Genomic DNA, 23530 nt, shown 5'->3' on the forward strand with positions numbered 1-23530 from the left:
CATGAGCGAAATTCCTGTCGACCTGCGTTTTGCCGAAAGTCACGAATGGGCCCGTCTAGACCATGATGGCGGCGTGAAAGTGGGTATTTCAGACCATGCTCAGGAAGCCTTGGGTGATGTGGTGTTCGTCGAGCTGCCGGAAATCGGCAAAGTATTCGCTGCCGGTGAGGCTGCGGGTGTCGTCGAGTCGGTCAAGGCTGCGTCGGATATCTACTCGCCGGTCTCCGGCACAGTCATTGCCGTCAACGAAGAGTTGGCCAACAGCCCGGAACTGGTCAACAGCGCGCCTTATGACAGCTGGTTCTTCAAACTCGAGCCAAGCGATACCTCTGAGCTGGACAAGCTGCTCGACCCGATGGGCTACAAGGCCGCCATCGGCGAGTAATGCCCGCTTTGCAGGAGCTGTCTTCGGCAGCTCCTGCAAAGGCCGAATCAAGTCCGCAACACGGCTTTCACCGCAGCCACCGAACGCTCGACATCCGCTTTATCCATGGCCGTGAACATCGGCAGCGAGACGATCAGTCGTCCGACCCGTTCGGCGACCGGGAACATGCCTTCCTTGAACCCGCGTTCGCGGTAAAGACTCAGCAGGTGGATCGGCGGGTAGTGATAGCCGATACCCACTCCCAGTGCCTGCATCTGCTCCATGAAAGTGGCCCGTGCCGGTTTGCCATCCTGGCGTTCCGGGAGCACCAGTTGGAACAAATGCCAATTGCTGTTCTCGAAATCCGCCGGGGGCAGTTGAGCACCGTATTGCGCTTCGAAGTCCTCGCCGAAGCAAGCGAAGTAATGTTTGGCCAGCTCACGACGATGAGCGGTGATCGCTTCGATGTGGGCAAACTGCCCCAGGCCAATGGCTGCAGCGACATCGGTCATGTTGAACTTGCCGCCCAGCACATCAACGTCCAGCCCGTCGAAACCGCTTCGGGTGACGCCCTGCAAGCGGTACTTTTCCGCCAGCCGCGCTTCCTCGGCGTTGTTCAGTACCAGGCAACCGCCTTCTGAACAGGTGACGTTCTTGTTCGCCTGGAAACTGAAGGACACGAAATCGCCAGTCGCACCGATTCGCTGGCCGTTCCAGCTCGAACCCAATGCTTGGGCGGCATCTTCCACCACTCGCAAACCATGCTTTTTTGCAATCGCGTAAAGGCGCGTCATGTCCACGGGCAGTCCCGCGAGAAACACCGGGATGATGGCTTTGGTGCGTGGGGTAATCGCTGCTTCAAGCTGCGTCAGGTCTATATTGCGGGTGACTGGGTCGATGTCGGCAAACACCGGCGTGGCGCCAACTTCCAGAATCACGTTGGCGGTGGCCACCCAGGAAATCGGCGTGGTGATCACTTCATCACCCGGTCCGACGCCGGCAATTCGCAATGCGATCTCCATGGTGCAGGTGCCGGAATTGAACGTACGCACTGGGCGCCCGCCGAAATATTCCGAGAGTTGCGCTTCAAAAGCCTGCACCTTGGGGCCGCTGGTAATCCAGCCCGAGCGCAGCACATCGCCGACAGCGGCAATCGTGGCTTCATCGATGGTGGGTTTGGAGAAGGGCAGGAAAGACAGTTGGCTCATAAATGTGGATACCCGATCAGCGAACGTTTGTAGGCGCCGAGCATAATGATCCGGATTGACCGACAGCGCCACGCCATCCGTGCCGGTATCGACTGCTATGCTGGTTTGACCGAGTTGCATCGACGCTGAGCGCCAGTCATGAGAGAGCCCGTCATGTCCCAGTTGCCGTCCTTGAGCCAGTTACGCGACCCCAATACCTTCCTGCGCCGCCACCTCGGGCCCGATGCCGCCGAGCAGCAGGCGATGCTCGACAGCCTGGGCCTTGGCAGCCGCGTCGAGTTGATCGAGCAGACGGTGCCGCCGGGAATCCGCCTGAACCGACCGCTGGACCTGCCGCCGGCCCTCGATGAGGTAGCCGCACTGGCCAAACTGCGCGGCTACGCCGAACAGAACCAGGTCTGGACCAGCCTGATCGGCATGGGGTATCACGGCACCCTCACGCCAGCCGTCATCCTGCGCAACGTTCTGGAAAATCCCGGTTGGTACACCGCTTACACGCCTTACCAACCGGAGATTGCCCAAGGCAGGCTCGAAGCGCTGTTGAATTTCCAGCAACTGACCATCGACCTGACCGGCTTGGAACTGGCCAACGCCTCGCTGCTGGATGAAGCCACGGCGGCCGCCGAGGCCATGGCGCTGGCCAAGCGTGTCGCCAAGTCCAGAAGCAATCTGTTCTTCGTCGACGAAAACTGCCACCCGCAGACGATTTCCGTGGTGCAGACCCGGGCCGAAGGGTTCGGTTTCGACCTGGTCATCGACGCTGTGGATAACTTGAAGCAGCATCAAGTGTTCGGCGCGTTGCTGCAATATCCCGACACCCATGGCGAAATTCGCGACCTGCGTCCGCTGATCGATCATCTGCATGCCCAGCAAGCCTTGGCCTGCGTCGCCACCGACCTGCTCAGCCTGTTGTTGCTGACTCCGCCGGGAGAGTTGGGCGCCGATGTGGTGTTCGGTTCATCCCAGCGCTTCGGCGTGCCCATGGGGTACGGCGGCCCGCACGCGGCGTTTTTTGCCAGCCGCGACGAGTACAAACGCGCGATTCCCGGGCGGATCATCGGCGTGTCGAAAGATGCTCGCGGCAATGTCGCCCTGCGCATGGCCCTGCAAACCCGCGAGCAACACATTCGCCGGGAGAAGGCCAACTCGAATATCTGCACCGCCCAGGTGCTGCTGGCCAATATCGCCAGTTTCTATGCGGTCTACCATGGCCCGGAAGGGCTTAAAAATATTGCCCAGCGTGTCCATCGGCTGACCTGCATCCTCGCCGCCGGTCTGGAACGCCATGGCGTTACACGTGTGAACCAACAGTTCTTCGACACGCTGACCCTGGAGGTCGGTGGCACTCAGACCGCGATCATCGAAAGTGCCCAGGCGGCGCAGATCAACTTGCGCATTCTCGGTCGCGGGCGGTTGGGCCTGAGCCTCGATGAAACCTGTGACGAAGGCACCGTGGCGAAGCTGTTCGATGTATTTCTCGGTGCCGACCATGGGCTCAACGTCGGCGAGCTGGATGCTGAGACCCTGGCGTCCGGCATTCCTGCAGGATTGCAGCGCAGTACGCCTTATCTGCGTCATCCGGTGTTCAACGCCCATCACAGCGAAACCGAAATGCTGCGTTACTTGAAGCAGCTGGAAAACAAAGACCTGGCGCTCAATCAGTCGATGATCCCGCTGGGATCCTGCACCATGAAGCTCAATGCCACCAGCGAGATGATCCCGATCACCTGGCCGCAGTTCGCCAACCTGCACCCGTTCGTGCCGAAAGAGCAGGTGGTGGGTTATTCCTTGATGATCGAGGAACTGGAACGCTGGCTCTGCGCAATCACCGGTTTCGATGCGATCTGCATGCAGCCCAACTCGGGCGCCCAGGGCGAATACGCCGGGTTGCTGGCGATCCGTAAATATCACGAGAGTCGTCATCAGGGCGCGCGGGATATCTGCCTGATCCCGTCTTCGGCCCACGGCACCAACCCGGCCTCGGCGCAAATGGCCGGGATGCGGGTAGTGATCGTCGAGTGTGACGAGGCGGGTAATGTCGATCTGGAAGATCTGAAAGAAAAGGCCATCGAGGCGGGGGATAAACTCGCCTGCCTGATGGCGACTTATCCTTCGACCCATGGGGTTTACGAGGAAGGCATCAGCGAGATCTGTGAAGTTATCCACCGCCATGGCGGTCAGGTGTACATGGATGGCGCCAACCTCAACGCGCAAGTCGGGTTGGCGCGGCCGGCAGATATCGGCGCCGACGTGTCGCACATGAACCTGCACAAGACTTTCTGTATTCCCCACGGCGGTGGTGGGCCGGGGATGGGCCCGATTGGTGTCCGGGCGCACCTGGCGCCGTTTGTCGCCAATCACCCGGTGGTGCCGATCGATGGCCCGCTGCCGGGGAACGGAGCGGTAAGCGCAGCCCCTTGGGGCAGTGCAAGCATTCTGCCGATCAGCTGGATGTACATCGCGATGATGGGGCCGCAACTGGCGGATGCGAGTGAGGTGGCGATCCTCGCCGCGAATTACCTGGCGCAGCATTTGTCCGGGGCGTTCCCGGTGCTCTACACCGGGCGCAACGAGCGCGTGGCCCACGAATGCATCCTCGACTTGCGTCCGCTCAAGGTGCTGACCGGGATCAGCGAAGAAGACGTTGCCAAACGCCTGATGGACTACGGCTTCCATGCGCCGACCATGTCATTCCCGGTGCCGGGGACGTTGATGGTCGAACCGACCGAGAGTGAATCGAAGGCGGAACTGGACCGTTTTATCGATGCGATGCTGAGCATTCGCGCGGAAATCAACGAGGTGCAGAACGGCAACTGGCCGGCGGAGGACAACCCGCTGAAGCGTTCGCCGCATACCCTGGCCGACATCACCGGTGTCTGGGAGCGGCCGTACAGCATCGAGCAGGCGGTGACGCCGGATGCACACACCAAGGCCCATAAGTATTGGCCGGTGGTGAACCGTGTGGACAATGTCTACGGCGATCGCAACCTGTTTTGCGCGTGTGTGCCGGTGGATGAATACCGCTGAAGTCACTCGCCCCTACAAATCAGGGGCGAAAAAATGCCGCTCATTTAGAGCGGCATTTTTTGTTCAGCAACGAACCTTACTTCGAGGCGATGGCATTCTTCGCCAGGATGGCGTTCGCCAGTTCCATGTCCGTGGCTTGCAGGCCAGGGTTTTCAGCGCGGACTTTCTGCATGGCGGCTTCCAGATAGGGGCCGCGAATGGCGCCGTCACTGGCGACAAAGCTACCGGCGTCGTCCTGGGCGGCGACGATCAGCTTGTGATCCCTGGAGGTCAGGTAGGACGTACCGGTGGTGGCACCGGAAGTAAGGACGTTACGCAAAAAGCTGTCATCAGCCATCGCCGAACCGACTTGAAGGGACAACACGGCGACGGTAGCGACAGCAAGTTTGAGACGCATAAAAGGTGACTCCACTGGGTTTTAACTGCGGCCTTTGATTGCCAATAACCCAATCGAGTTCCGTGACGTTAGTCGGCCCGCTCCACCAGTAAAATCGCCCCTTGTTGCCCGATCACCCGAACACGGCTGCCGGACGCGGCATCAGGCCCTCGGGCCATCCACACACCGTCGGCGACCTTGATCTTGCCGCGGCCATCGACAATCGCTTCAGTGACCACGAACACCTTGCCGATCAGCTCTTGCCCTCGCAGGTTCAGGTTCGGCTGATCGCTGGCCCGCACCACACTGCGCTGACGTCTCCACCAGTACAGGGCGGTGAGAATCGAAAAAACGGCAAACAACAGCACCTGCCATTCCCAGGGTAAACCCGGTATCAGGAACTTCAGCACGCCGACGGCGGCGGCTGCCATGCCGATCCACAGCAGATAACCGCCGGCACCGAACACCTCGAGGATCAGCAACAGCGCACCCAGGGCCAGCCAGCTCCAGAACGAGAACAGTTCCATGGGCGGCGACCTCAGCCTTTCTTGCCGTCGAAGGTGGCCTTGACGATTTCGCCGATGCCGCCGACTGCACCAATCATCGAACCGGCTTCGAGCGGCATCAGGATCACTTTGCTGTTGTTGGCCGAGGCCAGTTTGCCCAAGGCATCAATGTACTTCTGTGCGACGAAGTAGTTGACCGCCTGCACGTTACCGCCGGCGATGGCTTCGGACACCACTTTGGTGGCCTGGGCTTCGGCCTGGGCCTGACGTTCCCGGGCCTCGGCTTCGAGGAACGCCGCCTGACGACTGCCCTCGGCTTCGAGAATCTGCGCCTGCTTCTTGCCTTCGGCGGTGAGGATCGCCGAAGCGCGCAAACCTTCGGCTTCCAGAATCTGTGCGCGCTTGATCCGCTCGGCTTTCATCTGGCCGGACATGGCGGCCATCAGGTCGGCGGGAGGGCTGATGTCCTTGATCTCGATCCGGGTGATCTTGATGCCCCACGGCGCCGTGGCTTCGTCGACGGTGCGCAGCAGTTTTTCGTTGATGTTGTCGCGCTGGCTGAGCATCGCGTCCAGCTCCATGGACCCGAGCACGGTGCGGATATTGGTTTGCAGCAAATTGCGCACGGCATGTTCGAGGTTGTTCACCTCGTAGGCGGCCTGGGCAGTATTGACCACCTGGAAGAAGCACACGGCGTCGATCTGCACGGTGGCGTTGTCGGCGGTGATGACTTCCTGGGGCGGAATGTCCAGCACGCTTTCCATCACGTTGATCTTGCGGCCGATGCGGTCCATCACCGGAATGATGATGCTCAGGCCTGGCTTGAGGGTGTTGGTGTAACGGCCGAAGCGTTCGACCGTCCATTCAAACCCTTGGGGCACCACTTTGAAACCCATGAAAAGAATGGCCACGACCAGCGCGACGAAGAGAATCAGTGCAATGCTCATAACGGTCCCTGTCCAGTCTGGATTGAGTTGCGATGACCAGAGTGTAGGGCAAAAGGTTTGGATGCGACTTGGGGGAAGTATCCGAGCGCAATCTGTAACCTATTTCTGCTCACTCTGCGGTGTCACCCGCAACACCTCTTCAATCGTGGTCAATCCCGCCGCCACTTTCTGCGCCCCCGACAACCGCAAACTGCGCATGCCTTCCTTGAACGCCTGACGCCGGACCGCCAGCAAATCGGTGTCGGGGTTGATCAGCGCTTTGATGCCATCCGTAAGCTGCATGATTTCGTAAACCCCGGCGCGACCGCGATAGCCGGTTTCGCGGCATTCCAGGCAACCGATGGCGCGCTGGGCATTGGTCGGCAGTGGCGCTTGCCAAGGCCGGGTCAGGGTTTGCCAGTCGTCTTCGCTCAACGTCAAGGGGGCCTTGCAGTGAGGGCATAACGTACGCACCAGACGCTGGGCCATGACTCCGAGCACCGTGGCCTTGATCAGGTAATGCGGCACGCCGAGTTCCAGCAGGCGGCTGATGGCGCTGGGGGCGTCGTTGGTGTGCAACGTCGACAGCACCAGGTGCCCGGTGAGTGCCGCCTGAATCGCCATCTCGGCGGTTTCGAGGTCGCGGATCTCGCCGATCATGATGATGTCCGGGTCTTGTCGCATCAGCGCGCGCACGCCGGCGGCAAAGGTCAGGTCGATGTTGTGCTGGACCTGCATCTGGTTGAACGCCGGTTCGACCATTTCGATCGGGTCTTCAATGGTGCAGAGGTTGACCTCCGGCGTCGCCAGTTTTTTGAGGGTGGTGTACAGCGTGGTGGTCTTGCCCGAACCGGTTGGCCCGGTCACCAGAATGATGCCATTGGGCTGGCGGATCATGTCTTGCCAGCGGCGCAGGTCCTCGGCGGAAAAACCCAGTTGATCGAAGTCCTTGAGCAGCACTTCCGGGTCGAAGATCCGCATCACCATCTTCTCGCCGAACGCTGTCGGTAATGTCGACAACCGCAGCTCGACTTCGCCGCCGTCCGGGGTCTTGGTCTTGACTCGGCCGTCCTGGGGTTTGCGTTTTTCCGCAACGTTCATCCGCCCCAGGCTTTTCAGGCGGCTGACGATGGCCATGGTCACCTGCGGCGGGAATTGATAGACGTTGTGCAGCACGCCGTCGATGCGAAAGCGCACCGTGCCTTGCTCGCGCCGGGGTTCGATGTGGATATCGCTGGCCCGCTGCTGGAACGCGTATTGGAACAGCCAATCGACGATGTTGACGATGTGCGCATCGTTGGCGTCCGGCTCCTGGTCGCTGGCGCCGAGGTTGAGCAATTGTTCGAAGTTGCCCAGGTTGCTTGTCTTCTGATCGGCGTTGGTGGCGCCGGTGACCGATTTAGCCAGGCGGAAAAACTCCACGCTGAAGCGCTGGATATCCACCGGGTTGGCCACCACGCGCTTGATCGGCAGTTTCAATACGTGGGTCAGGTCGACTTCCCAGCCGCTGACGAAGGGCTGGGCGCTGGCCACGGTGACGGCATCACGGTCGATGGCCACCGCCAGAATCTTGTGGCGTTGGGCGAAGGCATAGGACATCAGCGGCGTAATGGCGGCGACGTTGATTTTCAGTGGGTCGATGCGCAAGTAAGGCTGGCCGGCCTGCTGGGACAGCCACAGCGTCAGGCTTTCCAGATCGAGGTGTTTACCGGGACGGCTGAGGTCGTCCAGATGTTGGCTGGCGATGAACTCCAGCGGATGTTGCTGAGCATTGGTGGCGTGACGGCGGCGGGCGTTGAGTGCGTGTTCGGCAGAGTCCTGGCTGACAAAGCCCTGGGCGACCAGTTCACGCAGCAAATCGTTAAGGTCCAGCCAGCGGTCCTGAGTGGCAAGTTGAACGGACATGCGGGCTCCTTATGAACAACCGTTCGCAAAGGATAGCTGGGCACCCGCAGACCGTTGGGCCACTACCCGACCAACACGTGTCGGGTTTTTTCAGGGGAGGGGGTCAGCCCGCTGCCTGCGCCGGCTCCTGCCACGCCGAATCGGCCGTTTGCAGATTCACCGAGCAGACGCTGATCAGGTTACGCAGCTTTTCCGCGATCACCTGGGCTCGGTGCCAGCTCAGGCCGTCCATGACGATGTCGATCGACAGCAGATCGTCCAGGCGCTGCACGTTGACCTGCTGCGGCGTCAGAAACTGCAAGGCGAACAGATTGAGCGCGCGGCACAGCAGGTCCGGCTCGGCCTCGGCCAGCAGTTGGTATTGAACGCGGCAGTGGGTGTTGCTGACGTTCCAGACATCGGCGCGGGCGGGCGCGGTGTTCACGGCTTCGAGGGGCGGCATGGTCAGGCTCCAAAATCATTGGAGGAATTTTTACATTCGGTGTGGGGTATTTCTTATCTATGATTGGGCTTGTTGACGATTTATCGAATCGATCAATTCAAGATCATATTAATTTCAGGTTTTTCTATGCATAGCGAGCTGGATGGCTACGACCGCAAGATTCTCGCGTTGCTGCAAGAGGACGCTTCGCTCTCCAGCGCGCAGATCGCCGAACAGGTGGGACTCTCGCAGTCGCCCTGCTGGCGGCGGATTCAGCGGATGAAGGAGGAGGGGATCATTCGCGGTCAGGTGACGTTGCTTGACCGCAAGAAAATCGGCCTCAACACGCAAATCTTCGCCGAGATCAAACTCAACGCCCACGGGCGCTCGAACTTCACTGAGTTCACCGAAGCGATTCGCGGTTTTCCCGAAGTGCTGGAATGTTATGTGCTGATGGGATCGGTGGATTTCTTGTTGCGGATCGTCACGGCAGACATCGAGGCTTATGAGCGTTTCTTCTTCGAGAAACTGTCGATGGTACCGGGGATACAGGAGGTCAACTCGATCGTGGCTTTGTCGGAAATCAAATCCACGACGAGTTTGCCGGTGTTGCGTTGATGATGTTCGAGGGCCTTTGTGGCGAGGGAGCTTGCTCCCGCTGGAGTGCGAAGCGCTCCTAATCCGGCCATTGCGGTATGCCAGACAAACCGCGATGCCCGGATTACGACTGCTTCGCAGCCGAACGGGAGCAAGCTCCCTCGCCACAGGTGTTGGGTGTTACATGCGCAATAGCATTTTCCAGGCACGATTCTGATACACCGCAATCGCCTGCTGCTTACGCGCATCCAGCGACTCATCGGTGATCGGCTCGTTAGCCAGCAGGGCAAGCTGTTTCAGCTCACCGTACAGGCGATCCATTTCCGGGATGTCCAGCACGCTACGGGCGTGGTGCAGCCAGGCCTGGATACGCTCGATGCGCGGCAGTTGCTCGGCCAGGTCTTCCGGCTGTTGCTGGTAACGCTGCAGTTGCAGCGAGTTGGCTTCTTCGCCCAGAAGGCGTGGCAGCCAGCTGCCCAGTTGCGCGGCGCCCTGGCGATTGCCACGGGTGTTGCGATCGGCAGCCCAGGTACGGGCCAGCAACCAGCGCGAAGTGTTCAGCGAGAACAGGCCCCAGCGCGGATCTTCCAGCTCTTCGAGGAACTGCTCCGGCGCGGCTTTGCGCACGTCTTCGTCGTCCAGGCCGGCCTGTACCAGCGGGCGCCAGTCTTCCAGCAAGGCATCCAGCGCGACCCGCAGATCGTGAGTCGACTGACGCGGCGCGGCTTGACCGAGGCTACTGATCAGCGCGCGCATTTCAGCGAGGTTTTCGACCCAGTCCTGCAGCAGGCGCCAGTGGCCATTAAAGCGATATTGCTCGGCCAGGCGCTGGCTGCTGCCAAGCAAATGCCAGCACAAGGCGGCGAACGCATCGTCCAGTGGCATTTCGGCGGTGATCTGCGGCGCCGGCAAGCTCAGCGAGTAGCTGTTGGCGTCGAACAGGCGATAACCGCGTTCGGCCTTGCTGATGTCGCATGGCATCAGCGGCAGGGTCGCGGCCAGTTCGGCGGCCAGTTCCAGCAGTGCGGCCGGCTCGCCTTCGCGCAGTTCCAGTTCCAGCTCGCAGATTTCTTCTTTCTGCTTGCCGACCACCACGTGGCCCAGGTCCAGCGCGGCTTCGATGACCACTTTGGTCTTGCCACGGCCCCAGGCGATTTCCGCGCGTTCACGCACGAAATCGGTGGTGAAGATGGCTTTCAGGGTTTTCTTGTCCAGTTCGGCCAACTGCTCGGGCCAGCATTCGCCGTCGAGCTTCTTCACGTCGAGTTTGGCTTTGGGCAGGTGCCAGTCGTACTCGTGACGTTCGGACAGACCGGCGACGCTCTGGCCACGGGTCTTGAGGGTCTGAATCACTTCTTCGCCATCGCGGCGCAGGCGCAGGGCAACCTTGGCGCGGGCCAGGTCGCGCTCGGGCGTGTCGAAGTACTGGTTCATCAACTCACGGCGTTCCCAGCCACTTTTGTTGCGTTTCTTCAGTAACGGGTGCTCGCGCAGGGCGGCGAGGGTTTCGCGGCTGACGCGGAGTTTGATTTCGGTTTCTTTCTGCATGGCCGGAAAATCCAGGATCGGGAGCGCAGCCGGGGAAATGTGTGGCTGCCAAGGTCGTGCAGTGTACAGGACTCAAGGGTTGTAGGGTCTGTTGACGCTTGGTGACGGCCGCGACGGTTTATTCCTGTCGCCGGATGGCTCTATGATGGACTTCAATTCGGGAGTTGGGAGTCAGCGATGCCTTTGCCGTCCATGAAAGATCAGTTCGCTGCGCTGATCGCCGCGCCGTCCGTCAGCTGTACCCAACCGAACCTGGATCAAACCAATCGGCCGGTCATCGACTTGTTGGCGACATGGCTCGGGGAGCTGGGTTTTGCCTGCGACATCCAGCAGGTCAGCCCCGGCAAATTCAACCTGCTGGCCAGTTTCGGTTCCGGTCCCGGCGGCCTGGTGCTGGCCGGTCACAGCGATACGGTGCCGTACGACGCGGCGCTGTGGCAGACCGACCCGCTGAAACTGACGGAAGTGGACGGCCGTTGGGTCGGCCTGGGCAGTTGCGACATGAAGGGCTTTTTTGCCCTGGCCATCGAAGCCGTCAAACCCTTGCTCGACCAACCATTCAAGCAACCCTTGCTGATTCTTGCGACCTGTGATGAAGAAAGCTCGATGTCCGGCGCGCGTGCCTTGGCCGAAGCCGGGCGGCCACTAGGTCGTGCGGCGGTGATTGGCGAGCCGACGGGGTTGAAGCCGATCCGCTTGCACAAAGGCGTGATGATGGAGCGCATCGACATCCTCGGTCAGAGCGGCCATTCCTCGGACCCGAGCCTGGGCCACAGCGCCCTCGAAGCCATGCATGATGCGATTGGCGAACTGCGCGGCTTGCGTCTGGCGTGGCAACGGGAATTTCGTAATCCGCAGTTCAGCGTGCCACAGCCGACGATGAATTTCGGCTGCATTCACGGTGGCGATAACCCCAACCGCATCTGCGGCCAGTGCTCACTGGAGTTTGACCTGCGTCCGCTGCCGGGCATGGATCCCAGCGCCCTGCGCGCGGCAATCTTGCAGAAGCTCAAACCCATTGCCGAGCGGCACCAGGTGAAGATCGATTACGCGCCGCTGTTCCCCGAAGTGCCGCCGTTCGAGCAGGCCGAGGACTCGGAATTGGTGAGGATCGCCGAAAAGCTCACCGGCCATCGCGCCGAAGCAGTGGCATTCGGCACAGAAGCGCCTTATCTTCAGCGCCTTGGCTGTGAAACACTGGTATTGGGCCCCGGCGACATCGCCTGCGCCCACCAACCGGGGGAATACCTCGAAATGTCACGTTTGCAGCCTACCGTGCATCTATTACGTCAACTGATCCAACATTACTGCCTGACGCCGGCGTCGCTCGTATAAATCGCCCGTGTCACAACCCGTACTTATGAGGAGAGCACGCGTGTCGCCAAGCCTGTTCCGACGATAACCATCAGCCCGCTGTGCGTTTACTGCGTTACTCTTTTTTCGGCTGCTATTTATTACAGGCCCAGGTTCATGCCCGAATACGTCAATTGGCTTCGTCACGCTTCGCCTTACATCAACGCCCACCGCGATTGCACCTTCGTCGTCATGCTGCCCGGCGACGGTGTGGAGCACCCGAACTTCGGCAATATCGTCCACGACCTGGTGCTGCTGCACAGCCTGGGCGTGCGACTGGTGCTGGTTCACGGTTCGCGTCCGCAAATTGAAACCCGCCTCGCTGCTCGCGGCCTGACCCCGCACTACCACCACGGCATGCGCATCACCGATGCAGCGACGCTGGAGTGCGTGATCGATGCGGTCGGCCAACTGCGCATCGCCATCGAAGCGCGGTTGTCCATGGACATGGCCTCGTCGCCGATGCAGGGCTCGCGCTTGCGGGTGGCCAGCGGCAATCTGGTCACTGCGCGGCCGATCGGCGTGCTCGAAGGTGTCGATTATCACCACACCGGCGAAGTGCGCCGGGTCGACCGCAAGGGCATCAATCGCCTGCTGGACGAACGCTCCATCGTGCTGTTGTCGCCGTTGGGTTACTCGCCGACCGGCGAAATCTTCAACCTCGCCTGCGAAGACGTCGCGACCCGCGCGGCCATCGACCTGGGCGCAGACAAGTTGCTGCTGTTCGGCGCCGAGCTCGGTCTGCTGGATGAACAGGGTCGTCTGGTTCGCGAGTTGCGTCCGCAACAAGTGCCGGCACACCTGCAACGCCTGGGCAGCAACTATCAGGCCGAGCTGCTGGATGCGGCCGCTGAGGCATGCCGGGGCGGTGTGGCGCGCAGTCATATCGTCAGCTACGCCGAAGACGGCGCGCTGCTGACCGAACTGTTCACCCGTGACGGTGGCGGTACGCTGGTGGCCCAGGAGCAATTCGAGGTGGTGCGCGAGGCGGCCATCGAGGACGTCGGCGGTTTGCTGGACTTGATCAGCCCGCTGGAAGAGCAGGGCATTCTGGTACGCCGTTCCCGCGAGGTGCTGGAGCGTGAGATCGAGCAGTTCAGTGTGGTCGAGCGTGAAGGCATGATTATCGCCTGCGCGGCGCTGTATCAGATTGCCGATTCGGATGCGGGGGAGCTGGCGTGCCTGGCGGTGAACCCGGAGTACCGTCATGGCGGTCGCGGTGATGAATTGCTGGAGCGCATCGAAACCCGCGCCCGGGCTCAGGGCCTGAAAACCCTGTTCGTGCTCACCACCCGGACCGCCCACTGGTTCCGTGAGCGGGGTTTCGTGCCGAGCAGCGTCGATCGCTTGCCGTCGGCGCGGGCGTCGCTTTACAACTATCAGCGTAATTCGAAGATCTTCGAAAAAGCCCTCTGACTGAGCGGCTGTGATCGTTCCCACGCTCCGCGTGGGAATGCAACCCGGGACGCTCCGCGTTCCATCGAGAGCCGAACGCAGAGCGTCCGAAGAGGCATTCCCACGCAGAGCGTGGGAACGATCATCACTCAGTGACGTATTTGGCGCTGACATACGGCGAATAATCCGGCAGCACCGTTTCTACCTTCCCTTGCTCCCGCAAGAACTTCGCCATCTCTCCAATCGTCTTCGTCGTGCCGCCAACGCACCGCGGTCTGCTGCGCGGCGCTGACCACTTACGAACCGCGATTGAAACGACGCCAATCGACTTTATGGCCTATGGTTTCTCGAATCGCCGTCGGCTCGAAGGCCTTCGGTGGGGGGCGCCGGTTTGATAATCGACCGTGAGCGTCGTCGCCTGAGTGGAAAGAGAAAAATATTAGCGATACACAAACTGTAACAAATTGACTAGATAGTGCGCGTTTAGCCATGATGGCGTCGCCTTTTCGATAGGGATTGACGCGTACGGGATGTGCCAAAGCCAATGGGAATAAAAAAAGGCTGGTAAATACCCTTTAGGAATTAGCTTTTGGGCCAATGCCGTTATATCCGGTTCGATGAGCCGCCGGCAGGGACTCAATATTCGACGTTAGACCTTGGTCGTAGACATACATGGTTACGATTGACTTGGTAGTCACGGTCTGGCGCTAATCGCGCATCTGTGGATCCAGGGCTTTCGACCCAAGACCAAAGAACACAAAAATTAGAAAACGAGAGGAGCGAAACATGAATAAGTCCACCTTAGCCCTGGCTGTGGCCGTGGGGGTTTTGGCGCAGCAGGCAGGCGCAGCGGGTTTCCTGGAAGACAGCAAGGCTTCCGTCAGTTCCCGGACCATGTATTACGACGCCGATGTCCGTGAAGGCGACAATAGAGCTGCAAACCGTCAGCGAGAAACCGCTGAAGGTCTCAAGTTCGATTACCTGTCCGGGTTCACCCAGGGTACCGTTGGTTTCGGTATCGACGCCCAGGCACTGGTCGGCATCCACCTGGATGGCGGCAGGGGACATCACCCGCTCGGTAACAGCAACTCCTTCTTCCCGAGCGACGGCGACAGGTCCGCCGACGAGTGGAGTCGTCTGGATGGTAACGTCAAGGCGCGCTTCTCGAAGACCGAGGCCCACTTGGGTGGCGCTCTGGCACCTAACTTGCCGATCCTGATCGCGAACGACAGCCGTGTGCTGCCGCAGACCTTTGACGGTGGCACCATCACCTCGAAGGAAATTGACAATGTGACCTTCAACTTGGGTCAACTGGAGCACGCGTCGGGTCGCGCCTCCTCCAACAGAACTGGCCTGGCAGTGGCTGGCGGTGCTCAGGACAGCAACCAGTTCCGTTACGCCGGTGCTGACTGGAAAGTCACCAAAGACCTCACGCTGCAGTACTACTACGCGAACCTGGAAGACTACTACAAGCAGAACTTCCTCGGCCTGGTGCACGTCTACCCGATCGCCCCGAACCAGTCGTTCAAGACTGATATTCGTTATTTCGACAGCAGCTCCGATGGCAAGAACGGCGACGTCGGCTACCGCTTCAACAACAACAATGGCTACGCCAAGAATCCAGGCGAGGTCGATAACAAGACCTGGAGCGCGACGTTCACCTACACCCTGGGTGGCAGCGCGTTCCTGCTTGGTCATCAGCGTGTCAGCGATGACGGCGGCTTTGTCTTCTTGAACCAGGGCAGCCTGATCGATAGCAAAGGTCGTCCAGAAGGTGCCGGTGGCGCCAGCTTCTACTCGTTCACCGACGCCACCGTGGGCAGCTTCATCCGTGCCGGTGAAAACACCACGTACGGTCAGTACTCCTATGACTTCGCCTCACTGGGCGTGCCAGGTTTGAAAGCTTCGATTGCTTACCTCGATGGCCGAGACATCAAGGCAACCAACGGCGTGGGTAAAGACCTGAATGAGCACGAGACCGACGCGCGTGTGGACTACGTGATTCAAACGGGCCCACTCAAAGGGTTTGGCACGACTCTGCGTCACGGTACTTACAGCGGTAATACCAGCACCGCTGACCAAGACCAGACCCGTCTGATCTTCAACTACACCTACAGCTTCCTGTAATAACCCTCAAAAAAGAGCCTCGCCTGTTGGCGAGGCTTTTTTTTGTGTGTTTTTTCATATTCCAAAAAAATAGTTTCAGTTGATTATTTATTCTTTTTTGTTTTTTGCCCAAGTCTATAAAATGAATCCATCAGGTACTCATTGGCAGCAACACGAGTATCGGATTCAGCACCCCCCGATTTTGAAGATCAAGGAATTGGTTCATGAGCCGATACCTTGAGTCCCGGCATGGATATATATGCCTAAATGGCATTAAAAAATACCGCGGTAAATCTTTTGGTTTGTCATGTCGGCAAAAACAAGGGGGGCTGACCACCCGGCGCTCATTGCGCATCTTTGGATCCGGGCACTCGACCAGGACCAGGAACCCAGAATTAGAAATGAGAGGAGCGAAACAATGAACAAGTCCACCTTGGCCCTGGCTGTGGCCGTAGGGGTTTTGGCGCAGCAGGCAGGCGCCGCCGGTTTCATCGAAGACAGCAAGGCTACATTGGGGCTGCGCAACTTCTACATCAACACTGATAACCGTGATTCGGCAGCTAGAACTGCTTCCAATGTTCAGAGCAAAAACGAAGAGTGGGGCCAAGGCTTCGATCTGCGTTTCACTTCGGGCTACACCCAAGGCACCGTTGGCTTTGGTATTGATGCCATCGGCCTGCTGGGCGTCCGTCTGGATTCGGGTGGCGGCACCAACGGCGCAACTCCTACCTCTTACGGCGGCACTGTTTTCCCAAGTGAGTCCAACGGCAAAGCGGTTGATAACTTCTCCAGCCTGGGCCTGACTGCCAAAGCCAAGATCTCCCAGACCGAATTGAAGTTGGGTACCCTGCAGCCAAAACTGCCGGTGATCGTGACCAACGACGGTCGTCTGCTGCCGCAAACCTTCCAGGGCGGTCAGATCACCTCGAACGAAATCAAAGACCTGACACTGGTCGGCGGTCAGATCGAGCACGCCAAGGGTCGTAACTCCAGCAACAACGAAGAGTTGTCGATCGCTGGTGCGAACACGCGCGGTGCTGGTTTCCGTGACAGCAACAAGTTCATCTACGGTGGCGGTGACTACAAAATCACCAAAGACCTGACTGCCCAGTACTACTACGGCAACCTGGAAGACTTCTACAAGCAACACTTCCTGGGCCTGGTTCACAACTGGTCGATTGGTCCTGGTGTGTTGAAGTCTGACTTGCGTTACTTCAACAGCTCCGATGACGGTGCCAACGGTCACGACTCGGCTTATTTCAGCTCCGGCAACTATCAGGGCTTCCGTGCCGGTCGCGGTAAAGTCGACAACAACCTGTATAGCGGCCTGTTCCTGTACTCCGTTGCCGGTCACACCTTTGGCGGCGGTTATCAGGTCAGCAATGGCAGCAGCGACTTCCCTTGGTTGAACCAGGGTGACGGCTCGTCGGCCTACATAATTACCGACAGCCAGATCGCCAAGTTCGCCCGTGCCGGCGAACGTACCTGGCAAGCTCGCTACTCGTATGACTTCGCCAAGGTTGGCCTGCCAGGCGCTACTGCCGGCATCGTTTACCTGCGTGGTGACAACATCGACACTATCGCCAACACCGCTGCTCACCCGGTATCCGGTAGTGGCCGTTCCGAGTGGGAACGCGACCTGACCCTGGCGTACGTAGTACAAGAAGGTCCGTTGAAAAACCTGGGCCTCACCTGGAAAAACGCCATGTGGCGCAACGACATCCCAGGTCAGCGCGACCAGGACGAAAACCGTCTGATCGTCAGCTACTCGATCCCGCTGTTGTAATAGCGCCCGCATAACCGACGAAAAAAAGCCCCGCCCGGCATCACGCCGGGCGGGGCTTTTGCGTTTTCAAGGCGGGCTCACCCCCGTAAACCCGCCTTGAAGTTCCCTTTTTGCAACAACTCAAGGCCTTCTCGAACCTTGGGATCGATGTTCGTCCCGATGGCGGATCAGGTCCAGTGAACAGATCTTTAATATTTCTTTATGATCTAAATAAATTGATATTTATTCTTTTTAATTAAATTGGAACGCAGGCACAGTTGAGCTCAACAAGCACTCACCAGGAGCAGCACCATGAGCCTCAGACTTGGCGATATCGCCCCCGATTTCGAACAGGATTCCAGCGCCGGCACCCTCCGTTTCCACGAATGGCTGGGCGATAGCTGGGGCGTGCTGTTTTCCCACCCGGCGGACTTCACGCCGGTGTGCACCACCGAGCTGGGCTTCACCGCCAGGCTCAAGGATGAATTCGCCCAGCGCGGCGTCAAAGCCATTGCTCTGTCCGTGGACCCGGTGGATTCGCATCACAAGTGGATCGAGGACATCAACGAAACCCAGAACGCCATCGTCAACTTCCCGATCCTCGCCGATGCGGACCGTAAAGTGTCCGACCTGTATGACCTGATCCACCCGAATGCCAACGACACCTTGACCGTGCGCTCGTTGTTCGTGATCGATCCGAACAAGAAGATTCGGCTGACCATCACTTACCCGGCGAGTACCGGCCGTAACTTCAATGAGATTCTGCGGGTAATCGATTCGCTGCAGCTCACCGACAACTACAAGGTGGCCACACCGGCCAATTGGCAGGACGGTGATGAGGTGGTGATCGTGCCGTCGCTCAAGGACGAAGATGAAATCCAGCGACGTTTTCCCAAGGGTTACCGTGCGGTGAAACCGTACCTGCGCCTGACGCCGCAGCCGAATCGCTGAACCCTTGTAGGAGCGAGGCTTGCCCGCGAAGCGAACGCCTCGGTCTTTCTAGCGTCAGGGATGACGCCTTCGCGGGCAAGTCGGATCGCCGCACCGCTCGCTCCTACAAGGGCTGTGTAGATTTACAAAGCAGGGGATTTTCAGGCCGTTTCGACGGCCTGTTTTTTTGTCTGGAAAAAGATGAACAGCATATTCATTTAAGATATAACCAAATGAATAAATATGATTTATGGATATATAAATCACCTGTTAAGGTCATTCCATCGATGCGAGATCTCAAGCTGCGAATCGCCAACACCGCTCAAGGAATTGTCTGAATGCTGGTCGTCTCACTCGGTGGCAGCCCCAGCCTACGCTCCCGTTCCGGGGTGTTGCTGGAGCGCGCCAAACGCTGGTTGCAAGAGCAAGGTGTGGAAGTGGTGAGTTATCAGGTACGGGACTTCCCGGCTGAAGATTTACTGCATGCCCGTTTCGACAGCCCGAAGGTGATCGATCTGTTGCAACAGATTGATAACGCCGACGGCCTGCTCATCGCCACACCGGTTTACAAAGCCTCGTTCTCCGGCGCGTTGAAAACCGTACTGGATTTGCTGCCCGAACGCGCCCTGGCCCACAAAGTGGTTCTGCCAATGGCGACCGGTGGCAGCATCGCCCACATGCTGGCGGTGGATTACGCGCTCAAGCCAGTGCTGTCGGCGTTGAAGGCCCAGGAAATGCTCCACGGGATTTTCGCCGTAGACAGTCAGATCGCTTATGGCGAAGGCAGCGCCCAGGCGCAGTTGGCTCCCGAGCTTGCACAACGACTGAGTGAATCGCTGGAGCTGTTCTACAGCGCCATGGCTCGCCGGCCCAAGCCGCTCGATCCAAACCTGTTGAACGAACGTTTGTTGAGTGCTCGCTGGAGCATTTAAGCCAGCCCTCAAGCAACATCTGAATTTGAAGTACTCACCTTACTGGTCCGCTAACGGGCAAGCAGGTGCAGCCAAAACCCAACTGCAAAAAGGAGAGCGCCATGCGCCCTGTCATTTTGCGTCGTGGTCTGGTCGCTCTGTTTGCTGCGGCTGTGTCCTTCGGCGTCATTACTCAAGCCCAAGCCGAGACTTTGCGAATCGGCTATCAGAAATACGGCACCCTGGTGCTGCTCAAAGCCAAAGGCACTCTGGAAAAACGCCTCGCCGCCCAAGGCGTGGACGTGCAATGGACGGAATTCCCCGGCGGCCCGCAACTGCTTGAAGGCCTGAACGTCGGCTCCATCGACTTCGGCGTCACCGGCGAAACGCCTCCGGTTTTCGCTCAGGCCGCGGGCGCCGATCTGCTCTACGTCGCTTATGAACCGCCTGCGCCCCACAGCGAAGCGATCCTGGTGCCGAAGGGCTCGCCGATCAAATCGGTGCAGGAACTCAAGGGCAAGAAAGTCGTGCTCAACAAAGGCTCGAACGTGCACTACCTGCTGGTGCGTGCGCTGGAAGACGCCGGCCTCAAATACACCGATATCCAGACCGTGTTCCTGCCGCCCGCCGATGCCCGCGCCGCATTCGAGCGCGGCAGTGTCGATGCCTGGGTGATCTGGGACCCGTACCAGGCTGCCGCCGAACAGCAATTGCAAGCGCGCACCTTGCGCGATGGCAAAGGCATCGTCGACAACCACCAGTTCTACCTGGCGACCAAGCCTTACGCGCAAAAAAATCCTGACGTGATCAAGGCCCTGGTGGAAGAAGTGCGCGCGGTCGGTGAATGGTCCCGGGCCAATCCCGAGGACGTCACCCGACAGGTTTCGCCACTGCTCGGCCTGCCGGCGGACATCACCCTGACTTCGGTGAAACGCCAGGGTTACGGCGCGCTGTTCCTGACCCCTGAGGTGGTCGCCGCCCAACAGAAAATCGCCGACAGCTTCTACCAGCTCAAGCTGATTCCCAAGCCCTTGAGTATCAAGGACGTGATCTGGACGCCACCGGCAGCCGTCGCCAAAGCGCCGTAATTCGATTCCCCAAGGAGACCACTCCATGAGCCTCAATATCTTCTGGTTCCTGCCTACCCACGGCGACGGCCATTATCTTGGTACCGCCGAGGGCGCTCGCGCCGTCGACCACGGTTACTTGCAACAAGTTGCGCAAGCGGCGGATCGTCTGGGCTTCGGCGGGGTGCTGATTCCCACCGGTCGCTCCTGCGAAGATTCGTGGCTGGTGGCCGCCTCGCTGATCCCGGTGACCCAGCGTTTGAAATTCCTCGTCGCCCTGCGCCCCGGGATCATTTCCCCGACGGTGGCGGCGCGTCAGGCCGCGACCCTGGATCGTCTGTCCGGCGGCCGTGCGCTGTTCAACCTGGTCACCGGTGGCGATCCGGAAGAACTGGCCGGCGACGGTCTGTTCCTCAGTCACGAAGAGCGCTATCAGGCCTCGGTGGAATTCACCCGCATCTGGCGCCGGGTACTGGAAGGCGAAACCGTCGATTACGACGGTCAGCACATCAGCGTGAAGGGCGCCAAGTTGCTCTATCCGCCGATCCAGCAACCGCGTCCGCCGCTGTATTTCGGCGGCTCGTCGGAAGCGGCGCAGGATCTGGCGGCGGAGCAGGTCGAAATGGTCCTGACCTGGGGTGAGCCACCGGCCGCCGTTGCCGAGAAAATCGCACAGGTTCGCGCCAAAGCCGCGAAGCTCGGGCGCACCGTGCGCTTCGGTATTCGCCTGCATGTGATCGTTCGCGAAACCAACGCCGAGGCGTGGCAAGCGGCGGATCGACTGATCTCTCATCTGGACGATGACACCATTGCCCGCGCCCAGGCTTCTCTGGCGCGTTTCGATTCGGTCGGCCAGCAACGCATGGCCGCTTTGCATGGCGGCAGTCGCGACAACCTGGAAGTCAGTCCCAACCTCTGGGCCGGTGTCGGTCTGGTGCGCGGCGGGGCCGGTACGGCGCTGGTCGGCGATGGTCCGACCGTGGCCGCTCGGGTGAAGGAGTACGCCGATCTGGGCATCGATACGTTCATCTTCTCCGGTTATCCACACCTGGAAGAATCCTATCGGGTGGCCGAGTTGCTGTTCCCGCACCTGGACATCGAGCGCCCGGAACTGCCGAAAAGCGCCGGTTACGTCAGCCCGTTCGGCGAGATGGTGGCCAACGACATTCTTCCCAAAGCCGCGTCCCAGAGCTGAGGCGTGGCCATGAAGAAAACTATCCACAGCCTCGCACCCTGGGTGTTGCCGATTCTGTTGCTGGCGGTATGGCAGTTGTCGGTGTCGGCGGGCTGGTTGTCGACGCGGATTCTGCCGGCGCCAATCGCGGTGATCGAAGCCGGTGTGAGCCTGTTCCGCAGCGGTGAAATCTGGACTCACCTGGCTATCAGCGGCTGGCGCGCGGCACTCGGGTTCGCCATTGGCGGCGGCATTGGCCTGGCGCTGGGCTTTATCACCGGCCTGTCGAAGTGGGGCGAGCGCCTGCTCGACAGTTCGGTGCAGATGATCCGCAACGTACCGCACCTGGCGCTGATTCCGCTGGTGATCCTGTGGTTCGGCATCGATGAGTCGGCGAAGATTTTCCTGGTGGCGTTGGGCACGTTGTTCCCGATCTACCTCAACACGTACCACGGCATCCGCAACGTCGATCCGGCGCTGGTGGAAATGTCCCGCAGTTATGGCCTGTCCGGTTTCAGCCTGTTCCGTCAGGTGATCCTGCCGGGTGCGCTGCCTTCGATTCTGGTCGGCGTGCGTTTTGCCCTGGGCTTCATGTGGCTGACCCTGATCGTCGCCGAAACCATCTCCGCCAACGCCGGCATCGGCTACCTGGCAATGAATGCCCGGGAATTCTTGCAGACCGACGTAGTGGTGCTGGCGATTCTGTTGTATGCCGTGCTCGGCAAACTCGCTGATCTCGCGGCCCGTGGACTTGAACGCGTGTGGCTGCGCTGGCATCCGGCCTATCAGGTTGCCAAGGGAGGTGCCGCATGACGGCTCAACAACCTCCACGCCTGCTGCGCGGAATCCCGCTGGCAGTGCGCAAGCTGCAAAAGACCTTCGGTTCGCGGCAAGTGCTGCGTGAAATCGACCTGCACATTCCTGCCGGGCAGTTTGTGGCGGTGGTCGGGCGCAGCGGTTGCGGCAAAAGCACCTTGCTGCGCTTGCTCGCCGGTCTCGACAAACCTACGGCTGGCGAGTTGTTTGCTGGCTCCGCGCCGCTGAGTGCCGCCCGGGAAGACACCCGGCTGATGTTCCAGGAAGCGCGGTTGCTGCCGTGGAAGAAGGTCATCGACAACGTCGGTCTCGGGCTCAAGGGCAACTGGCGGCCGCAAGCACTGGACGCGTTGGAGTCGGTCGGCCTGGCGGACCGCGCCCACGAATGGCCGGCGGCACTGTCCGGTGGCCAGAAGCAACGAGTGGCCCTGGCCCGCGCGCTGATCCATCAACCGCGCCTGCTGTTGCTCGACGAACCGCTGGGGGCACTGGATGCCCTGACCCGTATTGAAATGCAGCAACTGATTGAACGGCTCTGGCAGAAACACGGTTTCACCGTGTTGCTGGTGACCCACGACGTCAGTGAGGCGGTGGCGATTGCCGATCGGGTGATTCTGATTGAAGAGGGCGAAGTCGGCCTCGACCTGGCAGTGGAGTTGCCGCGCCCTCGGGTTCGCGGCTCCCATCGGCTGGCGGCGCTGGAAACCGAAGTGCTCAACCGCGTGCTGTCGGTACCCGGCCAACCGCCGGAACCGGAACCTGTTTCACCATTGCCCACGCAATTGCGCTGGGCTCAATAACGTTAAAACTCATCCAACGACAGGAATCAACATCATGACTATCAAAGCCATCAACGTTCGTAACCAGTTCAAAGGCTCGATCAAGGAAATCGTGCTCGGCGACGTCCTCTCGGAAATCGACGTGCAGACTGCCTCCGGCATCGTCACTTCGGTGATTACCACTCGTTCGGTGAAAGAGCTGGAACTGGTGGTCGGCAGCGAAGTGATCGCGTTTGTGAAATCCACCGAGGTGTCGATCGCCAAGTTGTAAGTGCGTGCGCCAACAACAACCCCGGAGGGTGTGAGCCCTTCGGGGTTTTTTATGCGTGCAGTGGTAGTGGTGGTGTATTCGAAGG

At 59.7% G+C, this 23530-nt stretch carries 21 protein-coding genes and 1 pseudogene; 14 read left to right on the forward strand and 8 right to left on the reverse strand.

The window, feature by feature from the left end:
* Window position 1 precedes the first annotated feature (1 nt).
* Window positions 2-385, forward strand: a complete 384-nt coding sequence (gene gcvH / locus ACEN8R_RS25545) for a glycine cleavage system protein GcvH (RefSeq protein WP_138866476.1) — start codon at window positions 2-4, stop codon at window positions 383-385.
* 47 nt (window positions 386-432) lie between these two features.
* Here gcvH and ACEN8R_RS25550 read toward each other — a convergent pair whose 3' ends face one another.
* Window positions 433-1572, reverse strand: coding sequence for a DegT/DnrJ/EryC1/StrS family aminotransferase (locus ACEN8R_RS25550; protein WP_064621367.1), 1140 nt, complete (start codon window positions 1570-1572; stop codon window positions 433-435).
* 153 nt (window positions 1573-1725) lie between these two features.
* Between ACEN8R_RS25550 and gcvP the strand changes: the two genes are divergently transcribed.
* The gene (gene gcvP, locus ACEN8R_RS25555) at window positions 1726-4599 is read left to right on the forward strand and encodes an aminomethyl-transferring glycine dehydrogenase (protein ID WP_495624433.1); all 2874 of its coding nucleotides are present in this window, start codon (window positions 1726-1728) and stop codon (window positions 4597-4599) included.
* 76 nt (window positions 4600-4675) lie between these two features.
* Here gcvP and ACEN8R_RS25560 read toward each other — a convergent pair whose 3' ends face one another.
* The 5 genes from ACEN8R_RS25560 to ACEN8R_RS25580 form a co-directional block, all read right to left on the reverse strand.
* A complete protein-coding gene (locus ACEN8R_RS25560) occupies window positions 4676-4996 on the reverse strand; it encodes a DUF2388 domain-containing protein (protein WP_018927594.1) in 321 nt (106 codons plus the stop codon).
* A 68-nt stretch (window positions 4997-5064) separates the two neighbouring features.
* Window positions 5065-5502 (reverse strand): NfeD family protein, encoded by a 438-nt coding sequence (locus ACEN8R_RS25565; RefSeq protein WP_018927595.1) that lies wholly within the window; start codon window positions 5500-5502, stop codon window positions 5065-5067.
* Window positions 5503-5513: 11 nt separating this feature from the next.
* A complete protein-coding gene (locus tag ACEN8R_RS25570) occupies window positions 5514-6428 on the reverse strand; it encodes an SPFH domain-containing protein (protein ID WP_007940374.1) in 915 nt (304 codons plus the stop codon).
* Window positions 6429-6527: 99 nt separating this feature from the next.
* Window positions 6528-8312, reverse strand: a complete 1785-nt coding sequence (tfpB, locus tag ACEN8R_RS25575; protein ID WP_111453015.1) for a type IV pilus assembly ATPase TfpB — start codon at window positions 8310-8312, stop codon at window positions 6528-6530.
* A 103-nt stretch (window positions 8313-8415) separates the two neighbouring features.
* A complete protein-coding gene (locus tag ACEN8R_RS25580; protein ID WP_018927597.1) occupies window positions 8416-8754 on the reverse strand; it encodes an ACT-like domain-containing protein in 339 nt (112 codons plus the stop codon).
* 126 nt (window positions 8755-8880) lie between these two features.
* Between ACEN8R_RS25580 and ACEN8R_RS25585 the strand changes: the two genes are divergently transcribed.
* Complete coding sequence (locus tag ACEN8R_RS25585; RefSeq protein WP_018927598.1) at window positions 8881-9351, forward strand: Lrp/AsnC family transcriptional regulator; 471 nt, start codon at window positions 8881-8883, stop codon at window positions 9349-9351.
* Between the two features lie 159 nt (window positions 9352-9510).
* Here ACEN8R_RS25585 and ACEN8R_RS25590 read toward each other — a convergent pair whose 3' ends face one another.
* Entirely contained in the window at window positions 9511-10878 is a 1368-nt protein-coding gene (locus ACEN8R_RS25590) for a CYTH domain-containing protein (protein WP_018927599.1), read from the reverse strand.
* 177 nt (window positions 10879-11055) lie between these two features.
* Here ACEN8R_RS25590 and argE point away from each other — a divergent pair, with 177 nt between their 5' ends.
* Window positions 11056-12213, forward strand: a complete 1158-nt coding sequence (gene argE, locus ACEN8R_RS25595; protein WP_305410455.1) for an acetylornithine deacetylase — start codon at window positions 11056-11058, stop codon at window positions 12211-12213.
* Window positions 12214-12348: 135 nt separating this feature from the next.
* Window positions 12349-13647 (forward strand): amino-acid N-acetyltransferase, encoded by a 1299-nt coding sequence (gene argA / locus ACEN8R_RS25600; protein ID WP_019580550.1) that lies wholly within the window; start codon window positions 12349-12351, stop codon window positions 13645-13647.
* A 124-nt stretch (window positions 13648-13771) separates the two neighbouring features.
* On the opposite strand, the pseudogene tauA reads toward argA, so the two are convergent.
* Window positions 13772-13888, reverse strand: a pseudogene (gene tauA / locus ACEN8R_RS25605) (taurine ABC transporter substrate-binding protein); the annotation flags it as partial.
* A gap of 524 nt (window positions 13889-14412) precedes the next feature.
* Between tauA and ACEN8R_RS25610 the strand changes: the two are divergent.
* The 9 genes from ACEN8R_RS25610 (at window position 14413) to ACEN8R_RS25650 (ending at window position 23445) form a co-directional block, all read left to right on the forward strand.
* Entirely contained in the window at window positions 14413-15753 is a 1341-nt protein-coding gene (locus ACEN8R_RS25610; RefSeq protein ID WP_018927602.1) for an OprD family outer membrane porin, read from the forward strand.
* A 397-nt stretch (window positions 15754-16150) separates the two neighbouring features.
* Complete coding sequence (locus ACEN8R_RS25615; protein WP_495624434.1) at window positions 16151-17518, forward strand: OprD family porin; 1368 nt, start codon at window positions 16151-16153, stop codon at window positions 17516-17518.
* 291 nt (window positions 17519-17809) lie between these two features.
* On the forward strand, window positions 17810-18448 hold the full coding sequence (locus ACEN8R_RS25620; protein ID WP_018928623.1) for a peroxiredoxin: 639 nt from the start codon (window positions 17810-17812) through the stop codon (window positions 18446-18448).
* Window positions 18449-18765: 317 nt separating this feature from the next.
* Entirely contained in the window at window positions 18766-19359 is a 594-nt protein-coding gene (gene ssuE, locus ACEN8R_RS25625; protein WP_495624435.1) for an NADPH-dependent FMN reductase, read from the forward strand.
* Between the two features lie 101 nt (window positions 19360-19460).
* The gene (locus ACEN8R_RS25630; RefSeq protein ID WP_064621026.1) at window positions 19461-20426 is read left to right on the forward strand and encodes a sulfonate ABC transporter substrate-binding protein; all 966 of its coding nucleotides are present in this window, start codon (window positions 19461-19463) and stop codon (window positions 20424-20426) included.
* Between the two features lie 25 nt (window positions 20427-20451).
* Window positions 20452-21600, forward strand: a complete 1149-nt coding sequence (ssuD, locus tag ACEN8R_RS25635) for an FMNH2-dependent alkanesulfonate monooxygenase (protein WP_018928626.1) — start codon at window positions 20452-20454, stop codon at window positions 21598-21600.
* A 9-nt stretch (window positions 21601-21609) separates the two neighbouring features.
* Window positions 21610-22392 (forward strand): aliphatic sulfonate ABC transporter permease SsuC, encoded by a 783-nt coding sequence (gene ssuC / locus ACEN8R_RS25640; protein WP_018928627.1) that lies wholly within the window; start codon window positions 21610-21612, stop codon window positions 22390-22392.
* Window positions 22389-23195: an aliphatic sulfonates ABC transporter ATP-binding protein gene (gene ssuB / locus ACEN8R_RS25645; RefSeq protein ID WP_096479400.1), complete on the forward strand. Its 807-nt coding sequence runs from the start codon at window positions 22389-22391 to the stop codon at window positions 23193-23195. The genes ssuC and ssuB overlap by 4 nt, the downstream gene beginning before the upstream one ends.
* A 34-nt stretch (window positions 23196-23229) precedes the next feature.
* Window positions 23230-23445, forward strand: a complete 216-nt coding sequence (locus ACEN8R_RS25650; RefSeq protein WP_003229256.1) for a TOBE domain-containing protein — start codon at window positions 23230-23232, stop codon at window positions 23443-23445.
* Window positions 23446-23530 lie beyond the last annotated feature (85 nt).

Source organism: Pseudomonas sp. Pseusp15 (assembly GCF_059492165.1).